The 18,198-nt window shown below is 73.6% G+C and carries 15 protein-coding genes; 11 read left to right on the top strand and 4 right to left on the bottom strand.

The annotated features are described in order from the left end of the window. Window positions 1–68 precede the first annotated feature (68 nt). The gene (locus ABZ564_RS04675) at window positions 69–1,079 is read right to left on the bottom strand and encodes a phosphatase PAP2 family protein (RefSeq protein WP_360849394.1); all 1,011 of its coding nucleotides are present in this window, start codon (window positions 1,077–1,079) and stop codon (window positions 69–71) included. Window positions 1,080–1,601: 522 nt separating this feature from the next. Here ABZ564_RS04675 and ABZ564_RS04680 point away from each other — a divergent pair. After that, the gene (locus ABZ564_RS04680) at window positions 1,602–3,254 is read left to right on the top strand and encodes an MFS transporter (protein WP_360849397.1); all 1,653 of its coding nucleotides are present in this window, start codon (window positions 1,602–1,604) and stop codon (window positions 3,252–3,254) included. 120 nt (window positions 3,255–3,374) lie between these two features. Continuing rightward, window positions 3,375–4,622, top strand: a complete 1,248-nt coding sequence (locus tag ABZ564_RS04685) for an acyl-CoA dehydrogenase family protein (protein ID WP_360849400.1) — start codon at window positions 3,375–3,377, stop codon at window positions 4,620–4,622. 15 nt (window positions 4,623–4,637) lie between these two features. On the opposite strand, the gene sepF is transcribed toward ABZ564_RS04685, so the two are convergent. Next, a complete protein-coding gene (gene sepF, locus ABZ564_RS04690; RefSeq protein WP_360849403.1) occupies window positions 4,638–5,081 on the bottom strand; it encodes a cell division protein SepF in 444 nt (147 codons plus the stop codon). Between the two features lie 308 nt (window positions 5,082–5,389). Between sepF and ABZ564_RS04695 the strand changes: the two genes are divergently transcribed. The 6 genes from ABZ564_RS04695 (at window position 5,390) to ABZ564_RS04720 (ending at window position 13,379) form a co-directional block, all read left to right on the top strand. Further along, window positions 5,390–6,619, top strand: coding sequence for a DUF5685 family protein (locus ABZ564_RS04695; RefSeq protein ID WP_360849406.1), 1,230 nt, complete (start codon window positions 5,390–5,392; stop codon window positions 6,617–6,619). Between the two features lie 529 nt (window positions 6,620–7,148). Next, the gene (locus ABZ564_RS04700; RefSeq protein WP_360849409.1) at window positions 7,149–8,990 is read left to right on the top strand and encodes an FAD/NAD(P)-binding protein; all 1,842 of its coding nucleotides are present in this window, start codon (window positions 7,149–7,151) and stop codon (window positions 8,988–8,990) included. 75 nt (window positions 8,991–9,065) lie between these two features. Then, window positions 9,066–10,133, top strand: a complete 1,068-nt coding sequence (locus tag ABZ564_RS04705; RefSeq protein ID WP_360849413.1) for an LLM class flavin-dependent oxidoreductase — start codon at window positions 9,066–9,068, stop codon at window positions 10,131–10,133. Beyond that, window positions 10,130–11,434, top strand: coding sequence for an NtaA/DmoA family FMN-dependent monooxygenase (locus ABZ564_RS04710; protein ID WP_360849416.1), 1,305 nt, complete (start codon window positions 10,130–10,132; stop codon window positions 11,432–11,434). Before ABZ564_RS04705 ends, ABZ564_RS04710 begins: the two co-directional genes overlap by 4 nt. Window positions 11,435–11,438: 4 nt before the next feature. Continuing rightward, the gene (locus ABZ564_RS04715) at window positions 11,439–12,239 is read left to right on the top strand and encodes a DUF1684 domain-containing protein (protein WP_360849419.1); all 801 of its coding nucleotides are present in this window, start codon (window positions 11,439–11,441) and stop codon (window positions 12,237–12,239) included. Window positions 12,240–12,479: 240 nt separating this feature from the next. Further along, a complete protein-coding gene (locus tag ABZ564_RS04720) occupies window positions 12,480–13,379 on the top strand; it encodes a S1 family peptidase (protein ID WP_360849422.1) in 900 nt (299 codons plus the stop codon). Between the two features lie 64 nt (window positions 13,380–13,443). On the opposite strand, the gene ABZ564_RS04725 is transcribed toward ABZ564_RS04720, so the two are convergent. Beyond that, complete coding sequence (locus ABZ564_RS04725) at window positions 13,444–15,414, bottom strand: N-6 DNA methylase (RefSeq protein ID WP_360849425.1); 1,971 nt, start codon at window positions 15,412–15,414, stop codon at window positions 13,444–13,446. 157 nt (window positions 15,415–15,571) lie between these two features. On the opposite strand from ABZ564_RS04725, the gene ABZ564_RS04730 reads away from it, so the two are divergent. From ABZ564_RS04730 to ABZ564_RS04740, 3 genes are read left to right on the top strand one after another with little or no spacing between them, the layout of a single operon-like run. Further along, window positions 15,572–15,847 carry a hypothetical protein gene (locus tag ABZ564_RS04730; RefSeq protein ID WP_360849428.1) on the top strand — a complete coding sequence of 92 codons (276 nt, stop codon included), beginning with the start codon at window positions 15,572–15,574 and terminating at the stop codon, window positions 15,845–15,847. A gap of 36 nt (window positions 15,848–15,883) precedes the next feature. After that, window positions 15,884–16,456, top strand: a complete 573-nt coding sequence (locus tag ABZ564_RS04735) for a hypothetical protein (RefSeq protein WP_360849431.1) — start codon at window positions 15,884–15,886, stop codon at window positions 16,454–16,456. 17 nt (window positions 16,457–16,473) lie between these two features. Then, a complete protein-coding gene (locus ABZ564_RS04740; protein WP_360849434.1) occupies window positions 16,474–17,334 on the top strand; it encodes a hypothetical protein in 861 nt (286 codons plus the stop codon). On the opposite strand, the gene ABZ564_RS04745 is transcribed toward ABZ564_RS04740, so the two are convergent. After that, window positions 17,335–17,820, bottom strand: coding sequence for a phospholipase (locus tag ABZ564_RS04745; protein WP_360849437.1), 486 nt, complete (start codon window positions 17,818–17,820; stop codon window positions 17,335–17,337). It abuts the gene before it with no gap. Window positions 17,821–18,198 lie beyond the last annotated feature (378 nt).

The following is an 18,198-nucleotide window of genomic DNA, read 5'->3' on the forward strand; positions in this document are numbered from 1 at the left end:
CCCGCCGCGCGTCGGGGGGGGGCCCCCCCCCCCGGGGGGGGCGGGGCCCCTCACACGTACGACAGGAGTCAGCCGCCGGCGACCGGCCGGACCGGAGCCGTGCCCCCGCGCGGCGCGCGGTCCGCGTGCGGCGGGCGGCGGCTGCCGGCCGGTGTCGCCGGGGACCGCTCCGAGCGCACCGCGTGGCCCGGGGGCGCGGAATGGGGGCGCGGACGGCCGCTCGCGGCCGGAGGGCGACCGGCCGGGCCGCGCGCCGGGCTCTGCGCCGCGGTCTCGCCCCCGGCCTGCTGTGCGGCCGGAACGGGCGGCGGGGCGCCGGGGGCGGGCGCCGGGTGGACGGGCCTGCCGCCGGGCGCGCCCAGGCGGGCACGGGCGGCGAAGATCCAGTTCTCGGCGCGGGTGATCAGCGGCTCCACCCAGGGCAGGCCCAGCAGGATCAGCAGGCCCGCCGCCCAGCCGAGGAGCACATCGCTCAGCCAGTGCGTGCCGAGGTAGACCGTCGTCAGGCCGACGCCGAGCGAGACGATCGCGGACATGGCCGACAGATAGCGTCTGGCCCGCGGGGTGGCGGCCAGGTAGGCGAGGATGCCCCAGGTCACCACGGCGTTGGCGGTGTGGCCGGACGGAAATATATCGCCGCCGGCGAAGAGTTCGGCCGATCCGATCCTGGTCGCGTAGTGCGGGCCGAGCCGGCCGAGGCCGATCTTGACCGCGCCCACCGTCAGGTTGAGCAGCAGCAGCGAGGCGCCCAGCGTCAGCAGCGGACGCAGGGTGTGCTGCCGCCAGGAGCGCCAGCCGAGCCAGCAGGCGACCATGACCGCGGTGGGCCCGCGCTGTCCGAGGACCACGTAGTAGTCGAGGGCGGCGTGGATTTCGGGCCACTGCTGGTAGGGCCGGAAGAGCATGACCTTCCAGTCCAGGGCCACCAGCCAGGACGACATGAGCACGGCAATGACGATGGCCAGATAGAACGCCAACGTCCCGCCGAAGAGAGCGATGCGGTGACGGCTCATCCGCGGTGTCTCTATCTTCGGCGGTTCCGGCTCCCGGTCCAGCCGGGCGAAGATGTCGGTACGCACCCAATCGACGTTACAGCGAGTGAGTGGGCGCGCCGGTCCATCCGGCCGCTTTGTGATGACGATGTGATGTGGAGTATGTCTCAGGCGATGAGTTCTTCCGGGGCGTCCCAGTAACCCTCGTATTCTTTTCCGTCTTGGTGCGATGCCTGTTCGAAAAGATAATTCACGGATGTCGCCGAAGAATTCCAGTGGTGCCCGAGTGTGTTTATCCGCGGTGCGGCGGAATGGAACGGAGGGTGCCAGTCCGGTTACGGTACGGCTTCGGGCGGGGGGCCGTGCGGTGCCGCGGGCGGGACCCCGAACGGGTCCTCGCAGGTCCCGCGGGTGCCCCGGGCCGGCGGGCTCGCAGTGGCGTACGCCACACTCCCCGGAGCCGGACGGTATGAGATGGGCCATGTGTGGCCCTGTCGAACTCGCGTACGCTGACGGATCACTCGCCCGTCGATGCCGGGCCCCGAGGGACAGCGGACGCCGCGTCCGGTGGGCCCGCCGAGGGCGAGGGACCATTTGGGAGGTAGATGCATGTCCGGGACGCCCACAGCCCGAATCCGCCTGCGCGCAGCCGCCGACGGTGCCAACCGCTGGGTCGTCCTGGTCGTCCTCTGCCTCAGCCTGCTGCTCGTGGCGCTCGACGCGACGGTGCTGCACGTCGCCGTCCCCGCCGTCACCGAGGACCTGCGGCCCAGCGCCGCCGGCCTGCTGTGGATCGTGGACGCCTACCCGCTCGTCTGCGCCTCCCTGCTGATCCTCTTCGGCACCCTCGGGGACCGGGTCGGACGCCGGCGCGTCCTGCTGCTCGGCTACGCCCTGTTCGGCGTCGCCTCCGCCGTCGCAGCCCTGGCCGACAGCGCCGGCGTGCTCATCGCGGCGCGGGCCGTGCTCGGCGTCGGCGGAGCGATGATCATGCCCGCGACCCTGTCGATCCTGCGCCAGGTCTTCCCCGACCGGCGTGAGCGGGCCGTGGCGATCGGCGTCTGGTCCGCGGTCGCGGCGGTCGGCGCCGCCACCGGGCCCGTCGTCGGAGGCTTCCTCGTCGAGCACTTCTGGTGGGGCTCGGTCTTCCTGATCAACATCCCGCTGATGGCCCTGGTCCTCCCGGTCGGCCGGCTGCTGCTCCCCGAGTCCCGGGGCAACGACGACGGCCCCTGGGACGTACTCGGCGCGCTGATGGCCGCCGCCGGCGTGCTCGGCGTGGTCCTGGGCGTGAAGCGGGCCGGCACCGGCGAGGGGTTGACCGGCCTCGCGACCCTGGCACCGCTGCTGCTGGGGACCGTGCTGCTCGTCGCCTTCGTGCGCCGCCAGCGGCGGCGCACCCACCCGCTGATCGACATCGGCATGTTCGCCCGGCCCGCCTTCTCGACCGCCGTGGGCTGCATCGTCCTCGCCATGCTCGCCCTGGTCGGCCTGGAGCTCATCGCCGTCCAGTACCTCCAGCTCGTCCTGGGCCTCAGCCCCCTGGAGACCGGCCTCAGGCTGCTCCCGCTCACCTTCGCCGCGATGGCCGCCGGCGCCACCGGCTCCCACACCCTGCGCCGGATCGGGCCGCGCCGGATGGTCGGCTGGGGGTTCGTCCTGACGGCCGCCTCGGTGCTGACGCTGACCGTGATGGGCGGCCAGGACCGGCCTGCCCTGCTGGCCGCCGCCTTCGTCGCGCTGGGCTTCGGCCTGCAGTCCACGCTGTTCGGCGCGTACGAGTCGATGCTCAGCGAGGCCCCGGCGGACCGGGCCGGCGGGGCGGCCGCGATCGGGGAGACCTCCTACCAGCTGGGCGCCGGCATGGGGATAGCCCTGCTCGGAAGCGTGATGAACGCCGCGTACACCCCCGGCCTCGCGGGCCTGCGCGCCGAGGGTGTCCCCGCACCGGCGGCCGCCGGTGCCGCCCACTCGCTCGGCGAGGCGTACCAGGAGGCCGCCCGCCTGGGCGGGCCCCTGGGCGCCCTCCTGCGCGCCACGGCCCGGGACGCCTTCGTCGACGGGCTGCACCTCACGCTGCTGGTCAGCGCGGGGCTGCTGCTGCTCGGGGCGCTCGCCGCGCTGCGGCTGCCCCGGGTGATGGAGTGCGCACCGAAGCTCTGCGAGCCCCGGGAGTCCGAGGAGCGCGTCGACGCGCCGCTGCGGGTGCCCGCCGGGCGCCGGACGGCCGGGGCGGCGGGCTCTGGACGAGCGGCACACTGAGTCGTAACGTCGGCACGACGTCGTGATCAACGCTGCTGGTGCCGCGGCCCTGGTTTCCGACCGCTTTCCAGCAACCCCACCGACCATCGGTACCGTGCGAGCCGCCGGAGGCGCCCCCTCATGTCCACCGCCCCCACCCCGAAGCCCCCGCCCTTCGACCCCCGCGACCCGATCGGCGTCGACGACCTGCTGAGCCCCGAGGACCTCGCGATCCGCGACACCGTCCGCACCTGGGCCGCCGACCGCGTCCTGCCGCACATCGCCGAGTGGTACGAGAACGGCGAGCTGCCCGGCATCCGCGAGCTGGCCCGTGAACTGGGCGCGCTCGGCGCGCTCGGCATGTCGCTCCAGGGGTACGGGTGCGCCGGCGCCACCGCCGTCCAGTACGGGCTGGCCTGCCTGGAGCTGGAGGCGGCCGACTCGGGCATCCGCTCGCTCGTCTCCGTACAGGGCTCCCTCGCCATGTACGCGATCCACCGCTACGGCTCCGAGGAGCAGAAGCAGCGGTGGCTGCCCGGCATGGCGGCGGGCGAGACCATCGGCTGCTTCGGCCTCACCGAGCCGGATCACGGATCGGATCCGGCGGCCATGCGCACGTACGCCAAGCGCGACGGAGGGGGCACCTCCCGCTCGAGCGGAGCCGAGAGTGGGGGAGACTGGGTGCTCAGCGGCCGCAAGATGTGGATCACCAACGGCTCGGTCGCCGGCGTCGCGGTCGTCTGGGCGCAGACCGACGAGGGCCCGGCCGGCACCGGCATCCGGGGCTTCGTGGTGCCGACGGACACGCCGGGCTTCTCCGCGCCCGAGATCCGGCACAAGTGGTCCCTGCGCGCCTCGGTCACCAGCGAGCTGATCCTGGACGGGGTGCGGCTGCCCGCCGACGCCGTCCTGCCCGGCGTCACCGGTCTGCGCGGGCCGCTCAGCTGTCTGAGCCATGCCCGCTACGGCATCGTCTGGGGCGCCATGGGCGCGGCCCGGTCCAGCTTCGAGGCGGCCGTCGACTACGCGCGGACCCGGGAGCAGTTCGGGAAGCCGATCGGCGGCTTCCAGCTCACCCAGGCCAAGCTCGCCGACATGGCCGTCGAACTGCACAAGGGCATCCTGCTCGCCCACCACCTGGGCCGGCGGATGGACGCGGGGCGGCTGCGCCCGGAGCAGGTCAGTTTCGGGAAGCTGAACAATGTGCGGGAGGCCATCGAGATCTGCCGGACCTCGCGCACGATCCTCGGTGCCAACGGGATCTCGCTGGAGTACCCGGTGATGCGGCACGCGACCAATCTGGAGTCGGTGCTCACCTACGAGGGCACCGTGGAGATGCACCAGCTGGTGCTGGGGAAGGCGCTCACCGGCCTGGACGCGTTCCGATGAGCGCCCGGAGGGCGGTCAGCTCTGGTTGAAGAAGCCGTCGGCCGGCCGGCCGGCGGCTTCGCCGTTCAGCACCTGGGTGTGGGCGGGGGTCAGCAGGAAGACCCGGGTGGCCACGCGGTCGATCGACCCGCGCAGTCCGAAGATCAGTCCGGCGGCGAAGTCCACCACGCGCTTGGCGTCGGCGGAGTCCATGGCCGTGAGGTTCATGATCACCGGGACCCCGTCCCGGAAGAGCTCGCCGATGCTGCGGGCGTCCCGGAAGCTGTCCGGGGTCACGGTGGCGATCCGGCGGCCCGTCTCCTCGGCCGCCTCGGAGACCACCCGCACCCGCGGATCGGTGACCCAGGCCTGACCGGTGCCGGTCCGTGCACCTTCGGCGTACTCGTCGTCGTCGTAGTACCGCTCGTCGTTGTCCTCTACGAGGCCCAGCCAGGCGCTCGCCTTGCGCACCGATCCCATGGACGCCTCCTCTCACCGCGGTTCCCTGGTGTTCCGCATCTCTTTCGTATCCCTATGGTCGTCCATGATGCGGATCGCGCGCCAAGGGGATAGGCGGCGCGCAGGACATTCGTGACGGTACTGGTGCAGAGGATGTGGCGATTCGTCAAGGTTCCTCCCGGTAAAGGGGTCTGAAGAAAGAAAATATGACGCACCGGCCCGTACGGGTGACATGGAGGACGTACGGGTGAACGGGGCACTCGATACGATGCATGTCGCGTCCGCGACCGAACGCGGCGCACGCGCGAACGAATCCCGGGGGGACGGCCGTGTTCGGAATAGTCAGGCCCTGTACGCACCGCCTCTCCGAGAGGCTCAAGACCGAGTGGATGGCCCACCTCTGCGGGCTCTGCCTGGCGCTCCGCTCCGACCACGGGCAGTTCGCCCGGGTCGTCACCAACTACGACGGCCTGATCGTCTCGGTCCTGACGGAGGCTCAGCTCGAAGACGGGTCCGGCCGGCGCCGCACGGCCGGACCCTGCCCCCTGCGGTCCATGCGCACCGCTCCGGTCGCGCGCGGCGAGGGTGCCCGGCTGGCGGCCGCCGTCTCGCTGGTGCTGGCCTCGGCGAAGGTGCGGGACCACGTCGCCGACCGGGACGGCCTGTTGGCCCGCCGTCCGGTCGCCGCGGCGGCACGCCGGGTGGCGGCGAGCTGGGACCGGGCAGGGGCGCGCACCGGCGCGCAGCTCGGCTTCGACACCGCGGTCCTCGTCGACGCCGTCGACCGGCAGACCGGCATCGAACTGCTCGCCGGCCCCGGCACCCCGCTGCTGACGGTCACCGAGCCCACCGAGACGGCCACCGCGGCGGCCTTCGCGCACACCGCCGTCCTCGCGGGCAAGCCGCGGAACGCCGAGCCGCTCGCCGAGGCCGGGCGCCTCTTCGGGCGCCTCGCGCACCTGCTGGACGCCGTGGAGGACCAGGAGGCCGACGCGGCGGCGGGTGCCTGGAACCCGCTCACCGCGACCGGCACCTCGCGCGCCGAGGCCCGGCGGCTGTGCGACGACGCGCTGCGGGGCGTACGGCTGGCGCTGCGCGACGCGGAGTTCACCGACGGCCGGCTCGCGCATGTGCTGCTGACCCATGAACTGCGGCGCTCGGTGGACCGCGCCTTCGCCACGGACGTCTGCTCGCACCGGTCCGGCGGCCTCCTGACCGGGGCCGACGCGCCGTCAGGAACAGCGCCCACGGGTTCGTTCGGGCCGCCTCCGGGCCATCCGTACGCCCCCACCGGACCGGGCGGGCCCGCCGGGCCCCGGCCGCCCGAGCCGCCGCGCGACCGGCGCGGGCTCATCATGGGCTGCCTGGTGTGGGCCGGTCTCGCCTGCACCTGCCAGATGTGCTGCGGCACCTTCGAGGACCCGTGGTCGCGCCAGGAGCGCGAGGGGCTGTGCAGCAAGTGCGACTGCGGGGACTGCTGCGACGGCTGCGACGCGTGCAGCAATTGCTGCGACTGCTGCAATTGCTGTGACGGCTGTGACTGCGGGTGCGACTGCTGAGGCGGCGTCAGCCGTGTGTCCCGCTCCGCGAGGTGCGGAGCGGGACGCGGTGAGGGGAGGGTCTGCTGCTGTTCCGGCGGTGCGAGGGCGCGCCTGGGCAGGGGCTCGGACGCCGGTCACGGCGCGAGCGGGCGGGCGCGGGGAGCAGGGCGTCGGCTCAACAGGAACAGGACCACACGCGACCGAAGTCGATGTGGGAGCGCTTGACCAGCCATTGCTGCGCATGCATGGCCCCAGTGGAACAGGCATCCGACGACCCGTCAACTGCTCTGAGACGTAATGCTCACAGTGTGGACGGGCTTGACAGCCCACCGTGAACAGCGCTTCTCTCGGAGGAGGAGCGGGCTGAGGGGCCCGCCCCGAGTTCCACCGCTGCTGTCCTCCGTGCCGAGGGTGCGCCCCGTGACCGACCGCCGCATCCACGGAGCTCCCGCATGCCCACGCAGACCGCCGCCCTCCCGCCGGCTCCCGCCGTGCCCCCCGAAGGCAGCGATGCCGTCCCGTCCGCACCAGGCGCCCCGGACCGCCGGTGAACGCCCGGCCCGCGCTCGCCGTCATCGGCGTGGGGCCGCGCGGCACCGGCCTCGTCGAACGCCTCGCCGCCAACGCCCCCGCCCTGTACGGGAACCGGCCGCTGGACCTCCACCTCGTCGACCCCCACCCGCCCGGCAGCGGCCGGATCTGGCGCCGGGACCAGTCCCCGCTGCTGTGGATGAACTCCAGGGCCGAGGACGTCACCATGTTCACCGACGACACCGTCCGCCAGGAGGGCCCCGTACGGCCGGGGCCCGCGCTGGACGCCTGGGCGCAGGACGTACGGGAGTGCCGCACGCGGTGCGACGAGGCCGCCGACCCCCGGCTGCGCGCCGAGATCGAGACGCTGCGGGGGCGGGACTTCCCCAGCCGGCGGCTCCAGGGCGCCTATCTGCGCTGGTTCCACGCGCGTTCGGTGGCCGCCCTGCCGCCCTCGGTCACCGTCCACGAACACCGCGACCGGGCGCTGCGCGTCACCGGCCCGCGCCACGGCCGCCAGCTCGTCCAGCTGGCGGGCCGCGCCGAACCGCTCGCCGTCGACCTCGTCGTCCTCACCCTCGGCCACCTGGACGCCGGGCCGGACGCCGAACAGCGCGGACTGGCCGCCTTCGCGGACCGGCACGGGCTGGTCCACCTGCCGCCCGAGTTCACCGCCGACAGCGACCTGAGCGTGCTGCCCGCGGGCGAACCCGTCATCGTCCGGGGCCTCGGACTCGCCTTCATCGATCTCATGGTGCTGCTCACGGAGGGACGGGGCGGACGGTACGAGAACGGGGCGTACGTGCCCTCGGGCCGGGAGCCCGTCCTGCACGTCGGATCGCGGCGCGGCGTCCCGTACCGCGCGAAGATCGGCTACGGATGGCAGGGCGAACGGCCCTCGCTGCCCCGCTTCCTCGGGCCGGAGCAGGCCCGGGAACTCCTGGACCGGCCGCATCCGCTCGACTTCCGCCGCGACGTATGGCCCCATGTCGACAAGGAGCTCGGCCATGCCCACTACCACCGGCTGTTCACCGCCCACCCCGAGCGCACCGCCGTCGACCGGGCCGTCTTCGAGGAGAGGTACGCGGCGGCCGAGCCGGGGAGCGCCGAGCTGCGGGAGCTGATCGCCGAGGGGGTGCCCGATCCCGCCGACCGGCTCGACCTGGCGGCGCTCGACCGCCCCCTGGACGGCGTGCGCCACCCCTCGTCCGACGCCCTCCAGCACGCAGTCCGCGCCCATATCGCCGCCGACCTCGAACGCCGCCACGACCCGGGGCACAGCGAGGACCTCGCCGTGTTCCTCGGCCTGCTCTCGGTCTACGGCCCGCTCGTCCGGCTCGGCGACATCGGGGCCGAGTGGCACGGCTTCTTCAACTACCTCGCCTCCGGGCCGCCCGGCCCCCGGCTGCGCCAGCTGCTCGCGCTGTCCCGGGCCGGCGTCGTCCGCTTCCTCGGCGCCGGCACGAGGGTCGAGGCCGACGAGGAACGGGGCGTGTTCCGGGCGACGAGCGTCACCGTACCGGGGGAGCGCGTCGAGGCCCGGGCCCTGGTCGAGGCCCGCCTCCCGGACCCCGCGCCCGGCCGTACCCGCTCCACCGTGCTGCGCGGCCTGTACGAGGACGGGGCGGCCGCCACCGCCACCGGGCTGCTCGCGGTCGACCCCGGCGACGGCCGGATCCTGGACCGCGAAGGCCGCCCGCACCCGCGCCGCTTCGCGCTCGGCCCGCACACCGCCGCGCGCACGAGCGGCACCTTCACCCGGCCGCGCACCGGCGGCCCGGCGTTCAGCCAGAACGACGCGACCGCGCGCACCGCCCTCGCCCTCCTGCGCGACCTCCACCCGGACCCGGGGGACTGAGGACCGGCACCGCGCCCCGCACACCCTCACGGTGCCGCCCGAAGACCGGCACCGCGCCCCGCCGAAAGGAAACCCATGCCAGCCCTCCGGCCCCTCCACCTGGCCGCCGAGATCGGCGGCCCGCCCCGCTACGACGCCGCGCACCACACCGGCCTCGCCCGGCTCGCGGAGGGCGGCGCGCTCGACTTCGTCACCCTCGGCGACTCATTCGCCCGGCCGGGGCCCGACGCGCTCGCCGTCCTGTCCCGGGTAGCCCCCGCCACCCGCCGCATCGGGCTCGTACCGACGGTCACCACCACCCACACCGAGCCCTTCCACGTGTCGTCGGCCGTGGCCACCCTGGACTGGGTCAGCCGCGGCCGGGCGGGCTGGCACGTCGGCGTGTCCACGACCGAGGCCGAGGCGCGGCTGTTCGGCCGCCGCCCCGCCGCACCCGCCGCCGCGCTGTGGGGCGAGGCCGGCGAGTGCGCCGACGTCTGCGCCCGGCTCTGGGACAGCTGGGAGGACGACGCCGAGATCCGGGACACCGCCACCGGACGATTCATCGACCGCGACAAGCTGCACCACGTCGACTTCGAGGGCACCGCGTTCCGCGTCCGGGGACCGGCCATCGTGCCCAGACCGCCCCAGGGCCACCCCGTCGTGGTCGTCGACGGCACGGCCGAGCCGGCCAGGGACGCCGCCGCCCGCCACGCCGATGTCGTCCTCGTACGGGCCACCACCCCCGAACGGACCGCCGAGATGCGCGACGACGTGCGCCGCCGCGCCGCGGCCCACGGCCGGGACCCCGAGGCGCTGCGGGTGCTCGCCGCGCTCACCGTCGACCTCGGCGACGCCGAGACGGCACCCGAACCCGGGCTGGCGAGCGGGCCGCCCCTGGCCGGGCGGGGCACGTACTACCGGGGCGGCCCGGTCGACCTGGCCGACCTGATCACCCAGTGGCACCGGGCCGGCGCCGTCGACGGCTTCCACCTCACGCCGATCACCCCCGCGCGCGACCTCGAGCGGATCGTCAACGGCACCGTGGCCCTGCTCCAGCACCGCAGCCTCTTCCGGACCTTCTATCCCGGCGGCACCCTGCGCGAGCACCTCGGCCTGGCCCGCCCCGCCAACCGGTACGCCCTCGCGGGAGGGCGGGCATGACGGCCGCCGCCCCGAAGCGGATGCACCTCGCCGCGCACTTCCCCGGCGTGAACAGCACCACGGTCTGGTCCGACCCCCGCTCCCGCAGCCAGATCGAGTTCTCCTCGTTCGAGCACCTCGCGCGCACGGCCGAACGGGGCCTGTTCGACTTCTTCTTCCTCGCCGAGGGGCTGCGACTGCGCGAGCACAAGGGGCTGATCCACGACCTGGACGTGGTCGGCAGACCCGAGTCGCTGACCGTGCTGTCCGCCCTGGCGGCCGTCACCGACCGGCTCGGCCTCGCCGCCACCGTCAACACCACCTTCAACGAGCCCTACGAACTGGCCCGCCGCCTCGCCACCCTCGACCACCTCAGCGCCGGCCGGGCGGCGTGGAACGCGGTCACCTCCTCCGACGCCTTCACCGGCGAGAACTTCCGGCGCGGCGGCTACCTGGACCGGGCGGAGAGGTACACCCGCGCCGCCGAGTTCGTCGCCACCGCACGCGAACTGTGGGACTCCTGGACCCCCGACGGGACCCCGCGCCCCGTCGCCCACCACGGCCGGCACTTCACCGTCGAGGGCGAGTTCACCGTCCCGCGTTCCCCGCAGGGCCATCCCGTCGTCATCCAGGCCGGCGACTCGCCGGAGGGCCGGGAGTTCGCCGCGGCCGCCGCCGACATCGTGTTCACCCGGCACGGCACCCTCGACGAGGGCCGCGCCTTCTACGCGGATGTGAAGGGGCGCCTCGCGGCCCACGGGCGGCGGCCGGACGAGCTGAAGATCATGCCCGGCGCCACCTTCGTGCTCGGTGACACCGACGCCGAGGCGCAGGAGCGCGCGGCCGCCATCCGCCTCCAGCAGATCTCACCGCAGAACGCGATCGCCGCCCTGGAACAGGTCTGGGGCCGTGACCTGTCGGCGTACGACCCGGACGGGCCGCTGCCCGCGATCGACCCGGACCCCGGCGCGGAGCCGGCCCGTGGCCGGGTCCGGCAGGGCGACCCGCTCGCGGTGGCGGCCCGCTGGCGCGAGCTGTCCCGTCAGAAGGGGCTCTCCGTCCGGCAGACCGTCATCGAGGCGACCGGGCGCCAGTCGTTCGTCGGCAGCCCGGCCACCGTCGCCGCGCTGCTGACCGAGTACGTGGCCGCGGGCGCCGCCGACGGCTTCGTCCTCGTCCCGCACCTCACCCCCGGCGGTCTCGACGAGTTCGTCGACCGGGTCGTCCCGCTCCTCCAGGAACGGGGAGTCTTCCGCGAGTCGTACACCGGTTCCACACTGCGGTCGCACCTTGGTCTCGACGAACCGGTATGGAACGGTTGACCGCATGAGCACACACGCACAGCAGCAGGCAGCGCGGGACTGGGAGCGCTGGCACGAGGAGCGCACCGCCACGGTCTCCGCACCGTACGGTCCGCTCTCCCTCACCGGCACCCACTGGCTCGCGGACTACCCGGAGGGGCGAATTCCGGCCGTCCCGGGCCGGTGGCGCGAGGAGGACGGCGCGCCGGTGCTCGAAGCCGCCCCGGAGGACGGCCTGACCGTCGACGGGAAGCCCTTCACCGGCGAGGTCCGGCTCGGCGCCGACCGGGGGCCGATCGACGCCTCCCGGGTCGCGCACGAGGGGCGCAGGCTCGTCGTGCTCAGCCGCGAGGGCCTGTGGGCGGTCCGGGTCTTCGACCCCGCATCGCCTGCGCGGCAGGCGTTCCGGGCGATCGGGACGACCCCGTACGACCCGCGCTGGGCGGTGCAGGGCACCTTCCGTCCGTACGCGGACTCCCGCACCGTCCGGGTCGAGAACGCCGACGGGGTCGAACGCGGACTCGGGCTCGCCGGGGAGATCGCCTTCGAGCTGGACGGGGCCGGGCACACGCTCCAGGTCGCCGTCGAGCCCGACGGTTCGCTCTGGGCGGTCTTCGCCGACGCCACCAGCGGGAACAGCAGTTACCGCTTCCGGTTCCTGCGCCCCGCCGCCCCGGCCGCCGACTCCACGGTGACCGTCGACTTCAACCGTTCCCTGCTGCCGCCGTGCGCCTTCGCGGACCACTTCATCTGCCCCTTCCCGCCGCCGGGCAACACCCTTCCGGTCGCCGTGGAGGCGGGGGAGCGGCACCGGATCGACGGCTGAGACACGGCGCGCGCCTTCGCCCTGAGGGCGCGCGCCGCGTCCGGGTTCCGGCGCGCGGTTTCCGGGCTCAGGCCAAAAGGTGCCCTTGCGCGGGAAGTTGACGCCTTGAATACTCCCGAGCAGCGCTTGTCAGGAGCACGGCATGTCCGGAATGCGGATGCGTGGCCGTGCGCCCGACTGCGCCTCACGGGTCCGACCACCCCACAGGCGGGCCCCCGATTCCCCTCGGGAGGAATGACAGTGAGGATCAAGCGCACCACCCCCCGCAGCACCACCGCCAGACGCAGCAGGGCCGTCGCCATCGCCGCGGGCCTGGTGGCCGTCGCCGCCCTGGCCGCCCCCACCGCCCAGGCGAGCTCCACCGGAACGTACAGCGCCAACCAGCTCGCCGCCGCCGGTGACGCCGTCCTCGGCGCCGACATCGCCGGCACCGCCTGGAACGTCGACCCGAAGACCGGCAAGCTCGTGGTCACGGTCGACAGTACGGTCTCCGCGGCGGAGATCCAGCAGATCAAGGACTCCGCGGGCGGCAACGCGGGTGCCCTGCGCATCGAGCACACCCCCGGGAAGTTCAGCAAGCTGCTCTCCGGCGGCGACGCCATCTACGCCCCCGGCTGGCGCTGCTCCGCCGGGTTCAACGTCCGCAGCGGCAGCACGTACTACTTCCTGACCGCCGGTCACTGCACCGACGGCAACCCGCCCTGGTACACCAACTCCTCGAACACCACCTACATAGGCCCGACGGTCGGCTCCAGCTTCCCGGGCAACGACTACGGGCTGGTGCGCTACGACAACACCTCGCTCGCCCACCCCGGCACGGTCGGCAGCGTCGACATCACCAGTGCGGCCAATGCCACGGTCGGCATGTCGGTGACCCGCCGGGGCTCCACGACCGGCATCCACAGCGGCACTGTCACCGGGCTCAACGCCACGGTCAACTACGGCAACGGTGATGTCGTCTACGGCATGATCAGGACCAACGTGTGTGCCGAAGGCGGCGACTCGGGCGGTGCGCTCTACTCCGGTTCCAGGGCGATCGGCCTGACCTCCGGCGGCAGCGGCAACTGCAGCTCGGGCGGTACGACGTTCTTCCAGCCGGTCACCGAGGCACTCAGCGCGTACGGCGTCAGCGTGTACTGACGGCCTGCCGCGCACCCGCCGGCCCCCGGGCGTGGTTCCGCCCGGGGGCCGGTGCGCGTCCCGGTCAGTGTTCCGTCAGCCCGCCCGTCGCGAGCCTGTCCCGTACCTCGCCCACCAGCCCGCCGGCGAGCTCCGCCGTCCGGGACAGCAGCGACTCGAACGTGGTGAGACGGCGGAAGGTCTCCGCGTAGACGGCCTGCTCGTCGAGGGGGAGCTGAAGCACGAGAAGGCGGCGGACGTCGACGCGGGACGAGCTGGAGGCATGGGTGCCCGCCTGCCGCCCGTTCATGGGCGCGCGCAGACAGCCGGCGAGGAAGTGGGCGTCCAGCTTGTCGGGGGCGACGCGCAACGCGTACAGCTGCGGGCCGAGCGCCACGGGGTCGCCCTGGTGCACCCAGGCCCTGAACGCCCGTACGACTCCGGCGACGACCACATCGCCTTCGTGCGCGACGGTGTGCGTGGCAGCCGGCGCGACCTGGATGCCGGGCTCGCCGTCCATGAGCAGATCGGCCACGGTCAGCAGGGGCAGGCGGTGCCCCGGCTCCACCGCCTCCGCGGGCTGCTGCCCGGCGCGCAGCGTGAGGGCGCCCGCCTTGGCCAGGTCTCCCACGGTGGCGGTGGTTCTCGCCTCCGCGCTTGTCAGCCCGACCTTCGACAAGCGGTCCGCCAGGCTGCCCAGTTCGTCGAGGGAGCCGGCCACCTCGGCCCACGAGGAGGCGAGATCCGCCTGCGACGACTCGGGACCCGGGCCGGCGTAGCGCCCCGGGGTGACGTCCACCTCGTCGTCCAGCAGATCGAGGAGGGACACCCGCACGGCACCGTCGGGGAGGACGTCCTGCGGGCTGTCGAGGTGGGAGACCGCGGATCGTACGAACTCCGTCAGGGCCGCCCAGTCGGGGCCCTGCTCGCGCGTCGGCGGCCGTGCCGCACGGGTGGCGTCCACCAGCAGCGCGTCCTGCGCGGCGACGGCCCCGTCGGGGGCGGCCCGCAGGATCCAGAGCTGGAGCGAGACGCTGTGCGGCTGGGCGCAGCCCGGCGGGAGTGCCACGACCGCCCGCAGCGTCCCCGTGCGCAGCAGGGACCCCCGGATGCGGCGGCCCGCCTTGCGGGAGGCGACCGCCGGCGGAAGCACGACCACGGCTGTTCCGCCAGGCCTGAGGTGGGCGAGCAGATGCTGCACCCAGGCCAGTTCCGGTTCGGTGCGCGGAGGGAGCCCGTGCGTCCAGCGCTGGTCGGTGGCCAGGTCCTCGTAACCCCAGTCGCGTTCGTTGAACGGTGGGTTGCACAGGGCGACGTCGGCGCGGAGACCGGGAACGGGATCGGCGCGCAGCGCGTCCACGGTCTCGATGCGGGCCCGGATCTCCCGGTCCTCGCCGGCGAAGTCCAGGCGGGCGGCCGCCAGAGCGGCCGGAGCGGGGTCGCGCTCGCAGCCGAACAGGGCCGGTGCCGGACCCTCGTACTCCTCGACGGCCGCCGCCAGAAGATGGCCGGTGCCGCAGGCCGGGTCGAAGAACGTGAGTCCCTCGTCTCCCCCGGGGAGCATGCTGTCGAGCGCGAGTCGCGCCATCAGGGCGGCCAGCGGGGGAGGCGTGGTGCTGAGCTGGCGTACGTGAGTGTCCAGCCAGCGCTGCAACAGGAACTCGAACGTGCCGCGGGGGCCTTCACCGCGCCCCAGCCGTGCGGCGTCGCCGACGAGGGACCTGGCTTCGGCGGAGAGGGCGGAGGCGGCGGTGCGGGCCCGCGGCGAGCGCATCCGCCGTGCGGCCTCGGCGATGGCGAGGCCCGATTCGTCCCGGCTGCCGAGTGCCTCGAAGCGGGGCCACAGGAATTCGCGGGCTCCGGCGTCCGACAGCTTCCCCATGTCCCTGAGCCACTGTTCGACCTCGGACAGCGAGAACAACGGGCTGACGTCCGTGCCGCCGATCCGGGAGGGGAACGTGTCGTGGCGGCGACGCCAGTTGCTCACCGCGGCCCGCCCGACACCGGCGATCCGGGCGATCTCGGCCAGACTGACGGGTACGGCGCTCGTGCTCATCGACTTCTCTCCGGGGTCATGGGCGGGATCCGGCCTGACCGGCCCTTGGGGCCCGCGTTTCAGCAGCCGCTGTTCTGGCAGGCTACTACGCATATTGACTTTGTTCACAGGTGCACCGGGGAGTGCCCTTGTGTGAATCGTGTGGAGGTGGGGAGATATGCAGGCGGTCGCACCGGGAAGGGTGCTGCTCGACCGGTACCGGCTCGATTCCGTACTCGGGCGTGGCGTGATGGGCCACGTATGGCGGGGGGTCGATCTGCGGCTGGGGCGCCCGGTGGCGGTGAAGACGATCGCCGCCGGACTGCTGGCCGGGCGAGGAGGTGTCGACGGCCGCAGCGACCTCTACGCGGTGGGCTGCCTGCTGCACCACATGCTCAGCGGCGCGCCCCCTTCGCCACCGACCAGCCGGCCCGGCTGGTCTCCTGCCACCTGAACGAACCCCTGTACGGGTGTACGGCAGGATCGGCGCATGAAGAGAACCAGGACGGGGTTCGGAACGCTGACGGCGGTGGCGGTCGCCGTGCTCGTGGCGGGGTGCGGGAGCGAGCGGGCGGACGAGGCGGGCGGGGGCTCCACATCTGCCGTGACGGCCACGCCCAGCGAGCCGGTGGACTTCCGGTGTCCCGGCGAGGACCCCGCACCGGAGCCGGAGTCCCCCGTGTCGTCCTCGGCCCCGGCCGGGGTGCCCACCGACCACTACGCCGAGAACCACGGGTTCCAGGTGCCGTTCCCGCTGCACGGCCAGAGCCGCTGCGACGGGCTCGCGCTCGTCACCCGCGTCGAGCAGGCGCTGGAACCGCTGCGCAAGCGAGGGGACTTCTCGCCGGCGCACGCTCGTAAGGCGCTCATGGCTCTCGGCTACGGCCCCGGGGCGGTGGAGACTCACCAGGGTGGCGCGACCGAGGTCGGCTTCCTCGTCTACGCGGGCGTTTCCCCGCTGTTGTGCGTGAAGGGCTCGATGAACCGCGCGGACACCGAGGCGGACGCCTTCGGCGGTTACCCCGATCACGCCTCCTGCGACCGCCCCCGCGGCGGCCATTGAGAAGAGAGGACCACCGAATGAGGACGTGGCGGCGATGGATCCGTATCGGGTGGGGCATCCTCGGGGACAGCCGTGCCATCAAGAGGGATCTGAAGCGCAATCCGTACCGGCTGATGACCGCCCGGGATCGGCTGCTGGGTGAGGAAGTGCACGACGCGCGCAACCTCCGCTACACCGCCATGTGGCGCAGGGAGAACGGCCACCCGGCCGCCGCGGAGTCGTACGAACAGCTGGTCGCACTGCGGACCGGGGCCTGGGGCGCCGACCACCCGCTCGTCCTGGACACCCGGATCACCCTGGCCCATGTGCGGGCGGAGGCCGGCGACGGGGCCGGTGCGGCCCGGGCGTACGGGCAGTTGGTGCCGGATCTGGTACGGGCGCTGGGGGCAGGGCACCCCCGCGTCGCACTGGCGCGGCGCAACCAGGCGTACTGGCGGGAGCGGCCGGAGTGGATGCCGCCGGTCCTGCGGAGGGGCGAGCTGGAGGGGCGGATCAGGGAGGCGGTGGTCCTGCGCAAGGAGTCGCACGCCGTGGCCACCCTGTGCCGCCTGGCCCAGGTGCGATGGAACCTGGGGGACGAGGCCGGCGCTGCGGAGGCGTACGAACGGCTGCTCCGGGAGCGGACGCTGCGACGCGGCGCCGATCACCACGTCGTGCTGCTGACCCGGCTGACCCTGGCCGAGATGCGGGGGTGGGCCGGTGACGCGGCCGGTGCCCTGGAGGCGTACGAACTGCTGCTGGCCGACATGGAACGGGTACTGGGGCCCGGCCACCGGGGCGCCCGGTGGACCCGGCGGCGACGGGACCTGTGGCGAGGAGGGGCGGCGGGGCCGGCCGGACCCGGGGGAGCGGGCCCGGCCTCGGGGGAGGACCGCTGATCAGTCTCTGGCCGCGCCCGCCCCGGCCGGTGTGACACCGAAGACGTCCACCGCGTGGTAGTACGTCCAGGCCGTGGCGTTGCACGAGGTCAGCTTGGCGCCGGAGTACGCGGCGCACACGCGCTTGAGGTCCGCGTAGAGGGCGTTGTCCAGGCGGGCCTTGTTGGCGGAGAACGTGCCGGCGGCCTTGTAGTTCCGGTAGCCGAAGTCGTGGCGGGCGCAGGCCGTCTGGAACGGGAAGCCGAAGGGGTTGTCGGGCGAGGTGCTGCAGTAGTCGGTCGACCAGTCGAAGCCGTACGCGGACCACGCGCCCTTGTTGTTGCGGGCGGCGTTCCACGCGTTGTAGCTGGCGGCGCTCGTCTGCGTCCAGGAGCTGAGCACCTGGGGCTTGTCCGCGGGGGCCGCCGAGGCGGAGGCGGTGGGCAGCAGGGCGAGCGGGAGCGACAGTCCGAGGGTGGCGAGCAGGGTGGCGACGCGACGGCGCATGAGCAACCTCCGTGTGGTGGCGGGGTGTTGATAAGGCTCTCAGCTCGCGGGTAACGCGAACTCGCCTCAGGATGCCGCCATGTACCTGTCATTCCTAGATGTGCGACCGCGCGGCTTTCACCGATTTTCGGACGGGGTCTCGCATGAGGCGGGTGGCGGCCGGAGTGCATCCATGGAGCCTTCGCGTCGGCCCGGGTGTTGCTTGTGAACTCTGTCAATGCGTGCCATGCTGGCCGCTAGCTCGGTGTGTGCTCGTGCGACCACAAGCGCCCAGGCGGAGCGCATCCCTGACCCCCGGTCATGGGGCCGCTTCCGGCGGCCATGACGTGGAGCGCGGGCGCACGCTGCGCTCCGTGGCGGTCATCGTCCCCGACGACT

The organism is Streptomyces sp. NPDC019224 (genome assembly GCF_040632605.1).
Classification (GTDB): Bacteria; Actinomycetota; Actinomycetes; order Streptomycetales; family Streptomycetaceae; genus Streptomyces.